Raw genomic sequence first — 17,795 nt, 5'->3', positions numbered from 1 at the left:
CTTTTACGAGCAACCCGCCCCCCCAACCTAACTTCTTTGCTTTTGCTGAATTTTGAGGTAAGGGATCTTACTGCCCGCAAATAGCGGAATAAAATAATCTTGTATCTCTGTTATACATGATTTTCAGTAAATTGTAAAAAGGATATATTGGCCAATTTAAATAGCAAAAATGAAAATCTCTTACCTAAGTAAACGTAATACGACATACAATCACTCATAAATTATTAAATAAATCCATAAAAATATACAGTTTAAAACATAATTGAGTAAGCCATTCTAGTCTTTTGGAAGATATTATCTAAAATAGTATACTAAACGGATAAAGGATATTTGAATACAGAAACTGAGGCTTTCTATTTAGCTGGACTCTTAAGTTGTAGACTTAGAGACTGATGCCGGAATTCATATTTAATTTCTATTTCTGTACATAATATCGTAAGAAAGAAGGTAGTACTGTGAAAACAACAGAAAATTTTACTGACAGGGCCGATATATATGCAAAATATCGCCCTAGTTATCCTAATGAATATATTGAGTACTTGCTTTCAGCTAACCAACTGAAAGGGAATCGGATTGTGGCTGATATTGGTTCAGGTACGGGGATATTTAGCCGCCAGCTGCTTGAAAGTGGTTTACATGTTATTGGAGTTGAACCAAATGATGATATGAGGAAGATCGCTGAGCAATCGTTAAAACTATATTCTCGTTTTCAATCCATAAAAGCAACTGCTGAAAATACTACTTTAAAAGAAAATAGTGTAGATTTAGTAACTGTTGCCCAAGCATTTCATTGGTTTGATAAAGAGGCTTTCAAAATCGAATGCCAACGAATTTTAAAACAAAAAGCAAATGTTGCTCTTGTTTGGAATAGTAGAGATTTAACTAGTCCACTTATTAAAGAGAATGCAGAAATTTGCCAGAAAACCTGCCCAAACTTTAAAGGCTTTAGCGGTGGAATAGATGAAAATCCAGAAGTATTTAACAGCTTTTTTAAAGATGGAAAGTATGAGTTTAAAGAATATCAAAATGATTTACTTTTTGATTATGAAGGGTTTTTGGGAAGAAATTTATCAGCGTCTTATGCTCCGAAAGAAAATGACGAACAGTATAAAAATTTTATTTTTCTCCTATCAGAGCTATTCGAAAAATACAGTAAAAATGGAAAAATTATTCTCCCGAATTTAACGCGAAATTATCTAGGCAATGTATAAACAGCCTGATACAAAGAGACTTTGATCGAAATTAAAACAAGCCTAGCCCCTTCCTGAATGTAGAACGGGGTTAGGCTTGTTTTGCATTTTACCACATCAAATTCAAATGACTTTCGTACAATAAAGTAGAATCTATTAGAAAACACCTTAAACTGAGGAGGAACTCAATGGCGCGTTGTACGTATTGTAAAACGAAATGGAAAGTAAAAGATGTATGGTCGATACTCATGACATTTGAAAAAGATTGTCCGTATTGTTTTGGGAGGCAATATATGTCTAATGATACTTTTCATCAAGCTAACGCCGCTTTACCATTGTTATTTTTATGCCCTTTAATTGTTGATTTAAGCGATGAAAATCCTTTAAATAAATACCGGAAATAATATAACAGCTACATTCAAAAACTATTTTCTACTGAATTTTCTTCTCATCATTATCCCTTCATACATTACGAGCATAATCGCTTATACTTTCCCTTTTGAAGATCCTGTATCTCAGCAGAAAGGGTGTCCCCTGGACAAGGTTTATCAATTATGACTTTAATAAACGATGATATATGTATACTGTTAAACATAAAAAATTAGCATTAGATTCCACTCAAATATTAATTGAAACCCAACACTGCTTGTATTCTGTAATTCAGAATACAAGCAGTGTTTTTTATTATGCATTTTTGCATACAGTATGATTTTCTCTTGTAAATAGATAATAATGGTATATAATAAAATCAACGTTTTACCAATAAAAGGTAATAAAAAGCAGTGTGATAAGTAAATAACCAAAACGTATTAACAGATTTTCTCTATGTAAATCATGATACATATATGGAATCAAAACTATGAAATTATATGTAGAGGTTAGATTACTACAAGATGAAAGATTCATAGCGAATACACTCGAGGAAAAAAGCGTTCGATTAGATTAATGTTATAAAACTACTTAATGTGATATCTATGGAACGAATTGAGAATATACTTAGGGGGAATTTCAAGTGAAAACATTTGGTAAAGTATTATTAACAGGAGCTTTAGCTTTAGGTGGTTTAACAGCTATGAACATTGATACACCGAAGGCACATGCTGACGGAGCAAGCGAGTTCTGTCGTTATATTTGTGGTCCTAGCGAAACGTTGAATGGTGTTACAGTTCAAGTACACGCTACAGAATATAGCTTTGGTCAAAACGTAATTGCAAGAATTACAAATGAACGAGCTGAAGATATTCATTACAATGTCAGCATCGAGAAAAAATATGGCGATAACTGGGGAGAATATGATACTTTCTTCCATTGGCAAAATCAATGGGTTCCAGCTGGAAGTAATGATGAAATTTCTACTTTCACAGGATATGGCGAAAACATTTCAGACAATGGAACATATCGCTATAAAGTTGAAGTTGTAAGTGCTGACGGTTCTGTAGATACAATTTACACAGCAGGAATGACAGTTACAGGACGATAGCTCATGAACGAGCTCCATTATTTATGATTGTATTTTTGAAAATATCATTGATAATCGCGGTGATATTATTATTAAAATAAGCTCTTCGGGGCTTATTTTTTATATAAAAATTGGAATGATAATATCCACAAAATTAAATCTTTACACCATTAAAGTTTATTGCTATTATAGGAATGCATCAAATGTTACAATATTCAATAAATTATACAAATCCTTCGATTACACGAATGAAATGAAAACACATTGCTGATCGTAATATTTATAGTTGGGATCCCGTAGCTCAGCAGGGAGAGCGCCACCTTGACAGGGTGGAGGTCGTGAGTTCGAGCCTCTCCGGGGTCATAAAAAAAGAGACACCATATCAACCTTCTACGTGATATGGCGTCTCTTTTTTATCTAATTCAATTACTTCCCACCAAACATCTTCTCCAAAGACTTCGCATTTGCAAACAATACTTCTTTCAAGTTATCGTCAGCAACGATTTTATAGTCGCCATCTTTGTCTTTTTTTAAGTTCAATGTAACTTCGCGAGTTGCCATTGTTGCATCTTTATCCGTTAAGTTTTTGATGATAGTTGAGGTCATTGTTTTTTCGATCGCTTTTTCAGATTGTTCTTTGTCTTCGCTAAATGCGCTAGCGAAGGCCATTGGCATAACTTCTCCCACTGCTTTTGTTACAGCAACGGATAGATCAGCAGATGTAATTTTCACTTTCACTTCTGCTTTGTCATCCTTTTTTGATACTTCTTCTAGCTTTTCAAATTTAAAGTTTTTTGTAATTGCACTTAGCATTGCTTTTGCCTCAGCATCATCTGTTTTTTCATTTAGTTTATTAAATTCCTTGTCACTCTCAACAAATGTACGAGCCTTTTCTACATCACCTTTTTGTATCGCTGTTAAAAATTCTTCTGTAGTATCTTTCGGATTTGTACACCCTGCTAAAACACCTGCTGTTAATCCTACTACCATCATTAATAGCAATAATCTCTTTATCTTTTGCACGCTCATTCTCCTCTTATCTTTTCTAGTAAGTCAGCATCATACAATATTATGAAACTGACATTACAAACATTTTTTAGTATAGCATTTATATGATTCGTTTTCTATTAATTCCCAAAAAATAAAGGGCCTTGCAGCATTCCTACAAGGCTCTTTATCTATCAATCCGTATCCGTAGCACAAATGAACCACATTTTACGCTCCCTACTATCTAACACCACCCAAGTAACATCCCATGCAACATCGTAAAACCAATCTGTCCAAGGGCAATAGCTTTCGAACACTTTAATATCTTCATAGCGATCTTGGAACATATATTGACATACATTCACTGCTAATTGTTTTGCGATAACTGGTCGTTCCTTAAATCCTTCATATGCTCCGCCCGACAAAATTTGAGCGGCAATGCTACCATCAAGCATGACTGCCCATTGCTCTTTAAAATGCAACTTATATTTTTCTGACGTATGTATTTTTAACTCTTCTAAGCTATTGATTATATCTAAAGAGTTAAAGATTCTTCTAAAGAAGTGCTCGTGTCCATCTTTCCAATATGGTATTTCTTTGAAAAAATTTTCGTTATGTACTTTAAAACAGCTTATAACCGCTCCGCCATTTACGTTTTGTTCCTTAAATGTATGTATGAGTTTCTCAATAGATGAGTCATTCGTTTCTATTTTTTCAAACGTTCCTGCTTTCCATCTCATAACGCCCACTACTCTCTATTCAAAATTTGTTTCTTCATTATAAATATCAAAATAAAACCCAGCAACTTTAAGATTGCTGGATTATCTCTTATTTATATTTGAAAAAACAATAACAATTGCTCCAATTATATAATGCCCTGCTACCATCCACATACTCCGATCAAAAATCATAAGCAACAACCAAAGTAATATATTAATAGCAGCAAATAATACATATAAAATGAAGTCTCTCTTTTGTAGTGCCCCTCTATTCATTACAATGTAAATTGCACCGATAGGAGGCAAAATAAAGCAAAGGAAAAAGTTTTTCTTAACAACCATGGGTACGCAGTTGCTTTCTGCATATGAATCTCCTTTTCATCATAATACTTGCTTCAACATCGGCCTCACTACCCTATATTCATCACTATAAGTGTCCTTTATGATTAAAGGCGGGTATTCACTTTTTTCTTCCTCAATCATTGTGAATACTTCTGTTTTCTCTTGTAATGTATTAGATTCTCTATTTTTAGTAGGTTTTTTACTTGTTTTAATTTTCTTCGTTACTTCGCCAAGTTTTTGCCCAACTTCTTCAGCTTTGGCAGGTTCATTCGTAACATAGTATTCTTGTTCGTCCCATACTAATATAGGTGGCACTTGTTCTCGTTTGTTACATATTATATAAGTAGTACTAGCTACAAGTAGTAGACAAGTTAATAAATAGAAGATAGTTTTTTTATTCATATACTACACTCCTTATCTATCATTTCATTGGATTATATAATACAAATCATTTACAGTAAATGGATTTAGCCGTAATTTTCAGGTTAAAACATAAGAAAAAACCTTACCAAAGTAAGGTTCCGTTTTACCTTCTATAGTGACTGACTTATTAAAACAATCATTACAATAATCGCTATAAGCATAACAACTAAACAGCCGATTAATTTATAAAATCCTCGCTTCGTTAATGTCCCACCTTGAACATCTTTACGAATAAATAAGAATACGGCTAAAAATAATACAAGCCCAATGCCAAAAGCATACATCATTTGCATATGTTAATCTTCCTTTCTCTCTTCCATCTTAATATCTTTTTGCCAAAACAACAAATGAGATAAAGACGGTACTCATCGTAAGTGCCATAAGTATATTCAATAATTCAGTAGCAGATAGTGTAAGTATTTTTAAGTTTAAGCCGATAGAGAAAAGAAGATAATATGCTGTTAATGCAAAAAAGGTTACAAACATTCCTTTATAACGAATGAGTTTCATTCGCTCATCTTTTTCTTTAAATTGTGGGTGTAAGTAGCTTAGGCAGAAACTCATAATCATCATCCCAAGCAATGGATACGTTATAGCCGGCGGTGCAGAATGCGTCATTATACCTGTTAATATCATAAATCCACTCATAAATAGAAAGATAATTCCCATGATTACAAAGTACTTTTGTGAATAGTTCATTCTTACTCCTCCCCTTCTTTTCCTTCATAAATAAATACATGTTCTATCGTTGTCTGAAATGTTTTTGCTATTTCAAATGCTAGCGGAAGTGATGGATCGTATTTCCCTTTTTCAATTGAGATAATGGTTTGTCTGGAAACCCCGAGTTTCTCGGCCAGTTTTTCTTGAGATAGTCCAAATTTCTTTCGGTATTCGACCATTTTATTTTCCAAGGAAATTTCTCCCTCCTCCCATATATCGAGTATATATGTAAAGTAAACTTTACGTCAAGGTTCCTTTACATTTATTTCAATCAGTTTTCGTTCTATTTATATAGAAGAAACTTGTTCGATTTCAGCACGTCTATTTTTTAATAAAACATGGAACACTGTATGTAATCGTTACTATATTTCCTCCTCACCTTTTTTAAAATTTAATATCTCCATATTTGTTTTATCCTTTTAAAATATTTCATTTATTTCTTTATTTCACAAAATGCGTTATTTGTTTTACGGTGTTTTTCGTCATATTTATAGAAACTAACTGTTTATGGAGCATTTTTTATGTTTAGCAACTTTTTTTGTAGAAATCCTTCATTTTCCTTTCGATATTTAACACTATCGAAATAAAGTTTATGGTAAATTCATAATTTTTTATTTTTTATACTATATTCCGTTATATTGTTGTATAATATCTATGAAAGCGCTTATTATTTCAATATACATAATTCGAATCAACTTTTATCAAAACATTCCAATGATTATACTTATATTTACATGTAACAATTCTAGTTTTCAATGTAGGTATACCAAATATATCCACCCCATTTTTCTGTAAAATTACTTTATAAAGTGAAAGATTAACTTGGGTGATAAGTTATTGTGAATGTTTTTTTACAAAACAGATAAGTAATAGTGTTTGGTATTATGTAAATTATTGTAATAACATAAGAGTAAAGAAAACATTTACATTGATTATTGATTCATTACTTATTGAAAAAGAGCAAAATGCACCTTTGTATGGAAAAGGATTATATGCATTGGGAGGTTTAAACAAATGACGAGGAAGAATACAACGACAAACCCTTGGGCCAAGTTCCACGGTCCGAACCTTGGTTATGTGATTGAACAGTATGATCTTTACGTAACTGGAGCAGGTTCTGTTGATCCGGAATTACAAGAGCTTTTTGAAATTTTTGGAGCTCCTTCGTTTCAAGATGATGTCGTAACAGGGGACAACACAGCAACACATTTTTCTCCTCAAAACACAGGTAACATTGAAAAAATTCTTAAAGTCGTTCAACTTGTTGAGCAGATTCGTTCTTTCGGGCACACGTTGGCTCACATCAACCCGATGGAAGATGCTGCAAATGGACAATCTCTTCTTGAGAAAGCAATGAACGAACTGAGCGATGCTGACTTGAAAGCGATTCCAGCGAAAACAGTATGGCAAGATGCACCAGAAGGTATTCACACTGCACTTGATGTAATTCATAGATTAAAAGACGTTTATACAAAATCTTTAGCTTATGAATTTTCTCATATACAAGATAGTGAAGAACGCACGTGGTTGCATCAAATGGTGGAATCAAATTCATTGCGTCAACCACTATCAAATAAAAAACGAACTGCTCTTTTAAAACGTTTAACAGCTGTTGAAGGTTTCGAGCAATTCTTGCATAAAACATTCGTTGGGCAAAAACGTTTCTCTATCGAGGGCGTTGATATGCTTGTGCCTGTTTTAGATGAAATTGTTCTAGAAGGTGCTAAGAACGGCGTAGAGGATGTCATGATTGGTATGGCTCACCGCGGTCGTCTAAGCGTACTTGCTCACGTATTAGAAAAACCATATAGTCACATGTTTGCTGAGTTCAAACATGCAAAAATAGAAGGCGCAGTAGCCAATTCTGGCTGGACTGGCGACGTAAAATACCACCTAGGTAGAGAACAAGTCGTTAGTAACGAAGAAGTTAGCACTCGCGTGACATTAGCAAATAACCCGAGTCATCTTGAGTTCGTGAATCCTGTAGTAGAAGGTTTCGCACGTGCTGCTCAAGAGAATCGTAAAAAATCTGGTCTTCCAGATCAAGATATTTCAAAATCATTCGTAATTTTAGTTCATGGTGATGCTGCATTCCCTGGTCAAGGTATTGTATCTGAAACGCTCAACTTAAGCAGATTGAACGCGTATCAAACAGGCGGAACGATTCATGTTATCGCAAACAATGCAGTTGGTTTTACAACTGATAGCTATGATTCTCGTTCTACGAAATATTCAAGTGACCTTGCAAAAGGTTTCGATATTCCGATTGTTCACGTGAACGCTGATGATCCAGAAGCTTGTCTTGCAGCTGCTAACCTTGCGATTCAATATCGCATGCTGTTCAAAAAAGACTTCTTAATCGATTTAATCGGTTACCGCCGCTACGGTCATAACGAAATGGATGACCCAGCGGTTACGCAACCACAAGTGTACAAAAAAATTAAAAATCACCCAACTGTAAGAGCAATTTATGCAGATCAATTACAAGCTGCTGGTGTTCTAAATGCAGATGAGATTGAAACAATTACTCAGTTTACGCAAGAACAATTAAAATCCGATTATGCACAAGTACCGCCAGCTGATACGAGCGATGCAACAATTCACGTTAAAGTGCCAGATGTTGTTGCAAAAGGCATTCAACCAATTGATACTGGTGTTGAGATTGATTCACTTCGTGCAATTAATGAAGGTCTACTATCTTGGCCAGAAGGCTTTAACGTATATCCGAAAGTGAAGAAAATTCTTGAGCGCCGTAAAGATGCTTTAGAAGAGAACGGTAAAATTGAATGGGCACTTGCTGAGTCATTAGCATTCGCTTCTATTTTACAAGAAGGTACGCCAATTCGTTTAACTGGTCAAGATTCACAGCGTGGTACATTTGCGCACCGTCATATCGTATTACACGATACTGATACAAATGAAACATATTCACCTTTACATCGCTTACCAAACATTAATGCATCATTCTCTGTTCATAACAGTCCGTTATCAGAGGCTGCTGTTGTTGGTTACGAATATGGTTATAACGTATTCGCTCCAGAAACTCTTGTTATGTGGGAAGCGCAATATGGTGACTTCTCAAATACTGCGCAAGCATTATTTGATCAATATGTTTCAGCTGGAAGAGCAAAATGGGGTCAAAAATCTGGTTTAGTTCTTCTATTACCACACGGTTATGAAGGTCAAGGACCAGAGCACTCTAGTGCACGTCCAGAGCGTTTCTTACAGTTAGCTGCTGAAAATAACTGGACAGTTGCAAACTTAACGAGCGCGGCACAGTACTTCCATATCCTGCGTCGTCAAGCATCTATCTTAGGAACAGAAGCTGTTCGACCATTAGTACTTATGACGCCGAAGAGTTTATTACGTCACCCACTTACGCTTTCAACTGCTAGTCAGTTAAGCGAAGGACGTTTCCAACCTGCTTTAGAACAAGAAAACCTTGGCATGAAACCAAATAAAGTAAAACGTCTTGTTTTAAGCACAGGTAAAATGGCGATTGACTTAGCAGCAGAAATCGAGTCTGGTAAACATGAGTACAACTTAGACGAAGTTCATGTCGTTCGTATCGAGCAATTGTACCCATTCCCTGCTGAGAAAGTTCAATCTATTATTAAACGCTTTAAAAACTTAGAAGAAATCATTTGGGTTCAAGAAGAACCTCGTAATATGGGCGCATGGCATTACATGGCTCCAATTCTGTTCGAACTTGCTGGAGATAAAGTAAAAACAGGTTACATTGGACGTCCTGATCGCTCTAGTCCATCTGGCGGCGATCCATTCGCTCACAAAGCTGAGCAAGAACTAATTGTTGCACACGCTTTAGATGTGAAGTATAACTTCCGTCAAGATAAACAAGAAATTGAAGTTTTCAGCAACTAAAAAGTAATAATGAAGGTTTCTAGCTTGTTCCCTGGGCAGATATTCTGCCCAAGGCCAGGCTAACAAATGGAGATTACCGAAGACAAAAGAAGAAAAAACACACCGTTAGGCAAATAAGGGGAGGACATTTAAAATGATCGAAATTAAAGTACCTGAGCTTGCAGAATCTATTACCGAAGGAACTATTTCACAATGGCTTATCAACGTAGGCGACAAAGTTGAGAAAGGCGGCAGCGTTGTTGAGCTTGAAACTGATAAAGTCAATGTAGAAATCATTGCAGAAGATTCAGGTATTGTATCGAAGTTACTAGGCGAACCTGGGGATACAGTTGAAGTTGGCGCAACTATCGCAATTTTAGATGCTAATGGAGCACCGGTTGCAGTAAGTACACCTGCACCACCTGCTGAGCAAGCAAAACAAGAAACAGCTGAAGCTGCGGCTCCAAATGCTGAACAAACTACGGGTCTACAAGGCTTACCAAATACGAACCGTCCTATCGCATCACCAGCTGCTAGAAAAATGGCTCGTGAATTAGGAATCGACTTAAACGACGTACGTAGTACAGATCCACTTGGACGCGTGAGACCACATGATGTACAAGCTCATGCTGCCGCACCAAAAGAAGCACCAGCTGCTCCAAAAAGTCCAGCTCCTGCTCCAGTTGCAAAAACAGAATTCGAAAAACCAGTTGAGCGCGTGAAAATGTCCCGCCGCCGTCAAACAATTGCAAAACGTCTTGTAGAAGTTCAACAAACATCTGCAATGTTAACAACATTTAACGAAGTTGATATGAGTGCGATCATGGAATTACGTAAAGAGCGTAAAGACGCTTTCGAGAAAAAACATGATGTACGTCTTGGCTTCATGTCATTCTTCACAAAAGCAGTTGTTGCAGCATTAAAACAATTCCCATTATTAAATGCTGAAATTCAAGGTGACGAGCTTATCATCAAAAAATTCTATGATATCGGTATTGCAGTAGCAGCTCCAGATGGATTAGTTGTTCCAGTTGTACGCGATGCTAACCAATTAAACTTCGCTGAAATCGAAAGTGAAATTCGTAATTTAGGTATGAAAGCACGCGATAACAAACTTTCATTAAAAGAACTACAAGGTGGTACATTTACAATTACAAACGGTGGTGTATTCGGTTCTCTAATGTCAACACCAATCCTAAATAGCCCTCAAGTTGGTATTTTAGGAATGCATAAAATCCAAGTACGCCCAGTTGCAATTGATAACGAGCGTATGGAAAACCGCCCAATGATGTACATTGCTTTATCTTACGATCACCGTATTGTTGATGGTAAAGAAGCAGTTAGCTTCCTTGTTGCTGTTAAAGATATGCTTGAAGATCCAAAGTCATTATTATTAGAAGGTTGATAGATTAAAAATCTATTAAAGGCTGTAGAATGAATCATTCTACAGCCTTTTTTTTATTGTGTTCATACGGGACAAATTTCATGACATAAGGTAATAATGTATGCCTAAACGTAAGGAGGATTAAAATGAATAACCTTCCAATTCATGCAAAACTTAAAGTAAATAAGGATACTTTCTTCCTCCCCGATTCAAACGGGGGTGTCTATTTTCGAAATAACGCCAGTTCATTTCGCATGGACGGTGATGGAATTTATGACTGGATTGAAAAATTAATGCCAATGTTTAACGGGAATTATTCTTTAGCAGAAATAACCGATGGCCTCCCTCTCCCCTATCAAAATCGTGTATTTGAAATTGGAGAGATTTTATATGAAAATGGTTTCGTTCGTGATGCAAATCAAGATGCACCTCATGAACTAAACAGTACATTACTCGACAGATATGCTTCACAAATTGAATTTTTAGAAGCTGATTCTCATTCAGGTGCTTTAAAATTCGAAACGTACCGCGGAGCAAATGTCCTTATACTTGGTTCTGGGGAGATGCTCACTTCCTTAGTTTCTTCTTTATTAGAATCTGGTTTACCTACATTTCATTACCTCGTTACAGATCGTGATGAAACAAACTATGACAGAATACATGAGCTAATAGAACGTGCATATGAAGTTGATAACAATGTACTCCTTCAAGAAATCGATACTACAATTGACCGTCCCTTGCATGAAGTATTCGAACCTTTTGATTGGATTTTATATGTTTCTCAAAATGGAGACATTGACGGTTTAAAAACAGTTCATACTATTTGTAGAGAAACGAAAAAGAATTTCATACCAGCTATTTGTTTATCAACACTCGGTATAGCCGGGCCTGTCGTAACGGAAAATCGTGATGAATGCTGGGAATCCGCATGGCATCGGCTACATGAAACGACTTTGCAAAATGAAAATTCATCTGATTCCTTCTCACCAATTACATCTGCCATGTTAGCAAATGTAATCGTTTTTGAATTATTTAAGCATGTCGCAGATGATTCACATCGGGAAAAACAGTCACAATTCTTTTTATTAAACTATGAAACACTTGAAGGAACGTGGCATCCTTTTATAAAACACCCTCTTGCAACTGATGAAAGTTTTACAATTGATACGATAGAAAATCTTTCTGAAAAACTTGAGCATCGTTCAAACCAACATACTTCAACTGATGTATTCCGATTTTTTGACTCATTAACTTCTAAAGAAGCCGGTATATTCCATGTATGGGATGAACAAGATTCATATCAATTACCGTTATCACAATGCTATATTCAAGTAGCCAATCCACTATCAGATGGCCCAGCTCCCCTTCTACCTCTTATGACTCGCAGTGGATTGACTCATAATGAAGCACGCCGAGAAGCTGGTTTAACAGGAATTGAAACATATGTAGCAGAAATCATTCACCGCCTTATTCCTGAACATAACGATATCGGTATCGGTGCTGGAGAAACGATGACAGAAGGATTTTACCGGGCACTACAACAACATTTAAATAATAAATTGTATGAGCGGCAGTCACATATGCTAGAAGAACTTACAACGATTGATTTAACTGATATTCACGATAAACATTGTAGATTTTATTACGATGCTCTCTCTACAATCCATGAAACACCTAAAATCGCAATGAGCGAAGAGATTCTTAGTTTTCCTGTCGTTTGGATCGGTATAAATGATAGATGGTACGGCGCATCTAATATAAATATGACGTTAGCGTTACGAAACGCACTACAACTATCACTCTTTCACATTCAAAATGAAGAAATTCCTTACAGAGCTAATATTTTGTATGACCCATCTATTATTTTATATGACACGGATTCTTTTAGAGTGGAAATACAAGCGGAAGAAGAAATTCCAAGTGTGCAATCTTTACAGCTTGCCTTACAGCATTTAGAAGAACATAATTTTTATCCCTTCGTGTTCGATTTAGCAATCGAAGCATTTTTGAAAGAAAACTTAGACGGTGTGTATGGGGTATTAATTGCAAAGGAGGACGGTCTATGACTCAAAATATATTGCTTATAGGAGATGGCCTTCTTGCAGACTATGTACATGATCAATTATGCAAACAATATTCCATCATTCGTCAGCATACCCTTACAGAAGAACTTCCTGAAAATATTCATCTCGCTCTCGTATTACATGATGGATCTCCTTCTACTATTCATCATGATGCTGAGCTAATTTTTCGGTCAAATCATATTCCGTGGCTACGTGGTTTTACTTCATTTGGCGAAGGTATTATCGGTCCTTACATTCATCCTCTTACGCCCGGATGTTCCCATTGTTCTGATGGACGCCGTTTTATCGCTGGCTTTGATCAAAAAGAAATGTGGGAACTACAGCGGAAATATGCCTTTAAAGCAGATAATGTAACGAGGCGTGATGTACGTGCCACCCAAAATGGAATGTTACAAATGTGCCATCTTATTTGCGCAGAAACAGAAAAAATATTAACTCATAACCATTCTTCTTTAGAAAATGAACTTATTTTACTAAACTTACAAACATTACAATGTACACGACATTCTTTTCTTCCAGATCCTCTCTGTCCTGTATGTAGTAATTTACCTGATGATACTGCGGATGCGGCGGAAGTTTCTTTACAACCGAGTTTAAAAGTAAGCACCGAAACGTATCGCTGCCGTTCCATTCATGAATTAAACACATTTTTAACGCGAGACTATTTAGATTATCGGGTCGGTATGTTGAACGGCAAAATGCAGCATTCTTTATTACCATTCGCTGACGTCATTATAAACATGCCATTAATGTTCGGAAATGAAGGTGTTGCAGGCCGAACTCATTCATTTGCAGTGAGTGAAGCAACTGCCATTTTAGAAGGTTTAGAACGATATTGCGGTATGTCGCCTCGTGGGAAAAAGACAAATGTGCATGGTAGTTTTCATGATTTAGAGGAACATGCACTAAATCCCCTCACACTCGGTGTACATACAAATGAACATTACAATCGTGATAATTTTCCATTTAAGCCGTTTGATCCTGATTATGAGCAAAACTGGATATGGGGATATTCTTTATCACAAAACAGACCGCTTTTAGTTCCTGAATCAATTGCTTATTATAGCCTCGGTCATCGAGATGCTTTCGTGTATGAAACATCAAATGGATGTGCAATTGGCGGTAGTTTAGAAGAAGCGATTTTTCACGGCATTTTAGAAATTGTAGAGCGTGATGCCTTCTTACTCACTTGGTATGCCGAATTACCTCTTCCCCGCCTTGATCTTAGTTCAGCAAATGATACAGAATTACAATTAATGATCCAGCGGTTACGTACGATTACCGGATATGAATTACACGCTTTTAATGCGACAATGGAACACGGCATCCCGAGCTTGTGGGTAATTGCAAAGAATACGCGTGAAAATGGAATGAACGTTGTTTGTGCGGGAGGCGCTCATTTAGATCCTATTCGAGCTTTAAAAAGCGCCATTCAAGAAATAGCAGGCATGTTACTTATAACAGACGATGAGCTCGAGCACAAAAGAGAATACTACGAAAAATGCTTACAAGATCCTTATTTCGTTAATAAAATGGAAGACCATAGTATGCTGTATGGATTGAAAGAAACGGAAGAACGTCTTCACTTCCTTTTACGGGAAGATGCACCGGTGCAAACGTTCCAAGAAATGAATGTATCACAATCATTTGATATGGATTTAACATCCGATCTCCACCAACTTTTAAATCGTTTGCATCAATCTAATCTTGAAATAATCGTTGTAGATCAAACCGTTCCCCTCATAGAAAAGAATGGATTACATTGTGTAAAAGTTATTATTCCAGGCATGCTACCGATGACGTTTGGTCACCATCTTACTCGAGTTACAGGACTGGACCGGGTATATACCGTACCGATGACACTTGGATATACAGACGAACCTTTAACGAATGAAAGATTAAATCCACATCCACATCCGTTTCCATAGTAAAGGAGGGATTTCATGCAGCTAGATACTTTTTTACATCATCTCCATTTCTCTATCGATGAAATTATGCCGAATCATGAGGTGGACTGGAAAGACGCACCGCTTCCTTATAAATTATATCGAAATGTACCTACCATCCCGCTCTCCTTAGAAATCCCGTTATCTTTATCGAACTCTTCTACTACACCTACTCTAAATGAAATTGGTCACTACCTTTGGTATTCATTTGGTGTAACACAATTATGTCAGCTAAATAGCGAGAGAAATGTATTACGTAGATCCATTCCTTCAGGCGGTGCCTTATACCCGAATGAATTGTATATCTATTTAAAGATTGACGATTATCCAGACGGCATTTACCATTATGACGCCGCGCATCACCGACTTATTTTACTTCGCGAAGGAAATTTCGATTCTTATTTGGCAGACGCACTCGGTAATCGCTGTAATATACATGATTGTTTCGGTGCTGCATTCGTATCCACTATGTTTTGGAAAAACTTCTTTAAATACAATAACTTTTCATATCGACTTCAAGGATTAGATAGCGGGGTTCTCATTGGACAATTACTAGAATGTGCAAAACAGTTCGGTTATACGAACGGCGTATACTTTCAATTTCTAGACCGTGCACTGAACCATTTACTCGGATTATCAGAAGGCGAAGAAAGTGTGTATGCCGTTATTCCTTTAAGTACAGAGCTAGAAACTAATTGGTTTCACAATGATTACCGTGAAAATAAAACAGTTACTTCTCATGAGTTGTTGCAACAAATTCCGCCACTTGCACATGAACATTTCGTTCGCTCAAAACATGTAAATGAATATCCGATGATAACAAAAATAAATGAAGCTTCTATGATTGAATCGACAGCACACTTCAAAACGCTACATGATGAAGAGCACTATCAACATAATACGTACGCTGTACAACTGCCGAAAGTAGAGCGTTTATCTTATGATTTCTTGCAACTTTGCAGAAAACGGTATTCCCCTGATGCTGACTTTACTTTAACGAAATGGGATGCAGCCGAGCTCGCTACTTTACTACAAGAAGCGAGCCTCTCCTTCCCCTATTACAACGACCTTGACGGTAAGTATACAAATAAAAATACACGCGTCTCCTTATATGGATGTTTTTATAACGTGAAAAATATTGAAAACGGAGCTTACGCTTATAACAGTAAAACACATTCCATACAACCAATTCGATATGGAGACCTTCGCTACCCACTTCAGTCTAGTATGACGATGGATAACGTAAACCTTTTTCAAGTACCACTTTGCCTACATGTAGTCGGAAAGAAAGATTATTATACAAATGCATTAGGCTATAGAGGGTACCGTATTCATCAAATGGAAGCAGGTATACTCGTTCATAAACTCGTTTTTGCAGCGACCGCGATGGGGATGGGCGGGCATCCTTTACTTAGTTTTGATACAAATTCATGTGATCAATTGTACGGAATAGATGCTGGAAATGAAACATCTCTTATTCAAGTTCCAGTTGGGGCATATCGGGCGCGGAATTGGTTAAAAGGGGCTTTGCATTGTTAGAAGCACGCCGTCTATCGGCGTGCTTTTTTTAAAGGATTTAATTTATAAAAAGCGAAATGAGTATATATTCTTACATAAAAGGAGAATTTAACTTGAGCATTTTACAACGGTTAATTCAGCAAGCAAAAAATCCTAGCGGAACAATTGGTTCCTCCATGCTTTGTATTATGAACGCTGCACATACGAGATTAATAAATTGGGCATTGCAGAAAGTACATATAAAGACAGATGCAGTCGTATTAGACATCGGCTGTGGTGGAGGTAAAACCATACACATTCTTTCAAAACGAACTCCACTTGGGGAAATATATGGGATTGATTACTCCGATCAAGCTGTGAAAAATTCTATACAGACGAATGCAAAAGATGTTCAAAAACAAAAAGTAATTGTTCAACAAGCAAGCGTTTCTTCTATTCCACATCATACGAACTTCTTCGATCTCATTACCGCCTTTCAAACTCATTATTTTTGGCCTGATGTTGAACAAGATATAAAAGAAGTATTTCGCGTCTTAAAACCGGACGGCTCCTTTTTATTAGTGGCTGAAACTTTCAAAATTCAATATCATATGAAGAAGTTTAACACGACCGAAGAACTAATAAATCTCTTTTATAAAACAGGATTTACAAGTGTACAATGTTACGAAGAAAGAGATTGTCTTTGTGTAATAGGAATTAAATAAAAAGCAGACCTCAAAGGGTCTGCTTTTTTACTAGATTAACTTAAAAATACTCTTAATTTGTCTAGCAAATAACCAATTTTTCGTACCGTAGTTATCATTTAAACTATCTAAATTAATAGATTGTCCGTTAGCAAACTTTAATTCTAACGTAGTATTTTTGTCATTTGTTTTTAAGTTACTATTTGTAATGTCATCATACTTTAATTTTTCAATCTCAACATATTCGTCTTTTTCTTGTCCAATCACGACATGGTCTTGGAAGAAGAAAAAGACTTCTACTTTTTTACCAAAACAAAATACATTTTTCGTATAAATTAATGTCGCGTTATCAAGTCCGACACATACTTCTTTCATTTCTTCCACAACGTGTCCAAAGTCTTCTTCATGTCTTGCATTTGATTCAGCAATCCATTCTTCGATTGTTTTCATGTTAATTGCCATACTGCGCCCCCTGGTTC

17 protein-coding genes and 1 tRNA gene are annotated in these 17,795 nt (G+C 36.2%); 10 read left to right on the top strand and 8 right to left on the bottom strand.

Features of this window, described 5'->3' with window-relative positions; translation table 11 throughout:
* Positions 1-455 precede the first annotated feature (455 nt).
* From JFU02_RS25895 to JFU02_RS25880, 4 genes are all read left to right on the top strand, one after another.
* Complete coding sequence (locus JFU02_RS25895; RefSeq protein ID WP_086405996.1) at positions 456-1,211, top strand: class I SAM-dependent methyltransferase; 756 nt, start codon at positions 456-458, stop codon at positions 1,209-1,211.
* Positions 1,212-1,378: 167 nt separating this feature from the next.
* Positions 1,379-1,594, top strand: coding sequence for a hypothetical protein (locus tag JFU02_RS25890; RefSeq protein ID WP_086405995.1), 216 nt, complete (start codon positions 1,379-1,381; stop codon positions 1,592-1,594).
* 608 nt (positions 1,595-2,202) lie between these two features.
* The gene (locus JFU02_RS25885; RefSeq protein ID WP_016082408.1) at positions 2,203-2,670 is read left to right on the top strand and encodes a hypothetical protein; all 468 of its coding nucleotides are present in this window, start codon (positions 2,203-2,205) and stop codon (positions 2,668-2,670) included.
* Between the two features lie 269 nt (positions 2,671-2,939).
* Positions 2,940-3,012: transfer RNA gene (locus tag JFU02_RS25880), tRNA-Val, on the top strand.
* 63 nt (positions 3,013-3,075) lie between these two features.
* Here JFU02_RS25880 and JFU02_RS25875 read toward each other — a convergent pair.
* From JFU02_RS25875 to JFU02_RS25845, 7 genes are all read right to left on the bottom strand, one after another.
* Positions 3,076-3,672, bottom strand: coding sequence for a hypothetical protein (locus tag JFU02_RS25875; protein WP_001169501.1), 597 nt, complete (start codon positions 3,670-3,672; stop codon positions 3,076-3,078).
* A gap of 158 nt (positions 3,673-3,830) precedes the next feature.
* Positions 3,831-4,376, bottom strand: coding sequence for a hypothetical protein (locus tag JFU02_RS25870; RefSeq protein ID WP_061668021.1), 546 nt, complete (start codon positions 4,374-4,376; stop codon positions 3,831-3,833).
* A gap of 81 nt (positions 4,377-4,457) precedes the next feature.
* Entirely contained in the window at positions 4,458-4,697 is a 240-nt protein-coding gene (locus JFU02_RS25865; protein WP_086405994.1) for a hypothetical protein, read from the bottom strand.
* Between the two features lie 39 nt (positions 4,698-4,736).
* Positions 4,737-5,099, bottom strand: coding sequence for a hypothetical protein (locus tag JFU02_RS25860; RefSeq protein ID WP_001036581.1), 363 nt, complete (start codon positions 5,097-5,099; stop codon positions 4,737-4,739).
* Positions 5,100-5,230: 131 nt separating this feature from the next.
* Complete coding sequence (locus JFU02_RS25855) at positions 5,231-5,413, bottom strand: DUF3976 domain-containing protein (RefSeq protein ID WP_001178295.1); 183 nt, start codon at positions 5,411-5,413, stop codon at positions 5,231-5,233.
* A gap of 28 nt (positions 5,414-5,441) precedes the next feature.
* On the bottom strand, positions 5,442-5,819 hold the full coding sequence (locus tag JFU02_RS25850; protein ID WP_001109901.1) for a hypothetical protein: 378 nt from the start codon (positions 5,817-5,819) through the stop codon (positions 5,442-5,444).
* Between the two features lie 2 nt (positions 5,820-5,821).
* Positions 5,822-6,031, bottom strand: coding sequence for a helix-turn-helix transcriptional regulator (locus JFU02_RS25845; protein WP_000428510.1), 210 nt, complete (start codon positions 6,029-6,031; stop codon positions 5,822-5,824).
* Positions 6,032-6,854: 823 nt separating this feature from the next.
* Between JFU02_RS25845 and odhA the strand changes: the two genes are divergently transcribed.
* From odhA to JFU02_RS25815, 6 genes are all read left to right on the top strand, one after another.
* The gene (gene odhA, locus JFU02_RS25840; protein WP_000197140.1) at positions 6,855-9,722 is read left to right on the top strand and encodes a 2-oxoglutarate dehydrogenase E1 component; all 2,868 of its coding nucleotides are present in this window, start codon (positions 6,855-6,857) and stop codon (positions 9,720-9,722) included.
* Positions 9,723-9,855: 133 nt separating this feature from the next.
* Positions 9,856-11,106 carry a 2-oxoglutarate dehydrogenase complex dihydrolipoyllysine-residue succinyltransferase gene (odhB, locus tag JFU02_RS25835; protein WP_201071875.1) on the top strand — a complete coding sequence of 417 codons (1,251 nt, stop codon included), beginning with the start codon at positions 9,856-9,858 and terminating at the stop codon, positions 11,104-11,106.
* 125 nt (positions 11,107-11,231) lie between these two features.
* Positions 11,232-13,151: a putative thiazole-containing bacteriocin maturation protein gene (locus JFU02_RS25830; protein ID WP_097888306.1), complete on the top strand. Its 1,920-nt coding sequence runs from the start codon at positions 11,232-11,234 to the stop codon at positions 13,149-13,151.
* Positions 13,148-15,097 carry a TOMM precursor leader peptide-binding protein gene (locus tag JFU02_RS25825; RefSeq protein WP_097888307.1) on the top strand — a complete coding sequence of 650 codons (1,950 nt, stop codon included), beginning with the start codon at positions 13,148-13,150 and terminating at the stop codon, positions 15,095-15,097. The genes JFU02_RS25830 and JFU02_RS25825 overlap by 4 nt, the downstream gene beginning before the upstream one ends.
* A 15-nt stretch (positions 15,098-15,112) precedes the next feature.
* On the top strand, positions 15,113-16,654 hold the full coding sequence (locus JFU02_RS25820) for a SagB family peptide dehydrogenase (protein WP_097888308.1): 1,542 nt from the start codon (positions 15,113-15,115) through the stop codon (positions 16,652-16,654).
* 92 nt (positions 16,655-16,746) lie between these two features.
* The gene (locus tag JFU02_RS25815) at positions 16,747-17,337 is read left to right on the top strand and encodes a class I SAM-dependent methyltransferase (RefSeq protein ID WP_097888309.1); all 591 of its coding nucleotides are present in this window, start codon (positions 16,747-16,749) and stop codon (positions 17,335-17,337) included.
* 30 nt (positions 17,338-17,367) lie between these two features.
* Here the strand turns inward: JFU02_RS25815 and JFU02_RS25810 are convergent, their stop codons facing one another.
* Positions 17,368-17,778: a DUF3908 family protein gene (locus tag JFU02_RS25810; protein ID WP_000996783.1), complete on the bottom strand. Its 411-nt coding sequence runs from the start codon at positions 17,776-17,778 to the stop codon at positions 17,368-17,370.
* Positions 17,779-17,795: the final 17 nt, after the last annotated feature.

The organism is Bacillus sp. TH13, from assembly GCF_016651175.1.
Classification (GTDB): Bacteria; Bacillota; Bacilli; order Bacillales; family Bacillaceae_G; genus Bacillus_A; species Bacillus_A thuringiensis_S.
Note: the sequence above shows the minus strand (reverse complement) of the source record. Positions and strands in the feature narration are given on the sequence as shown.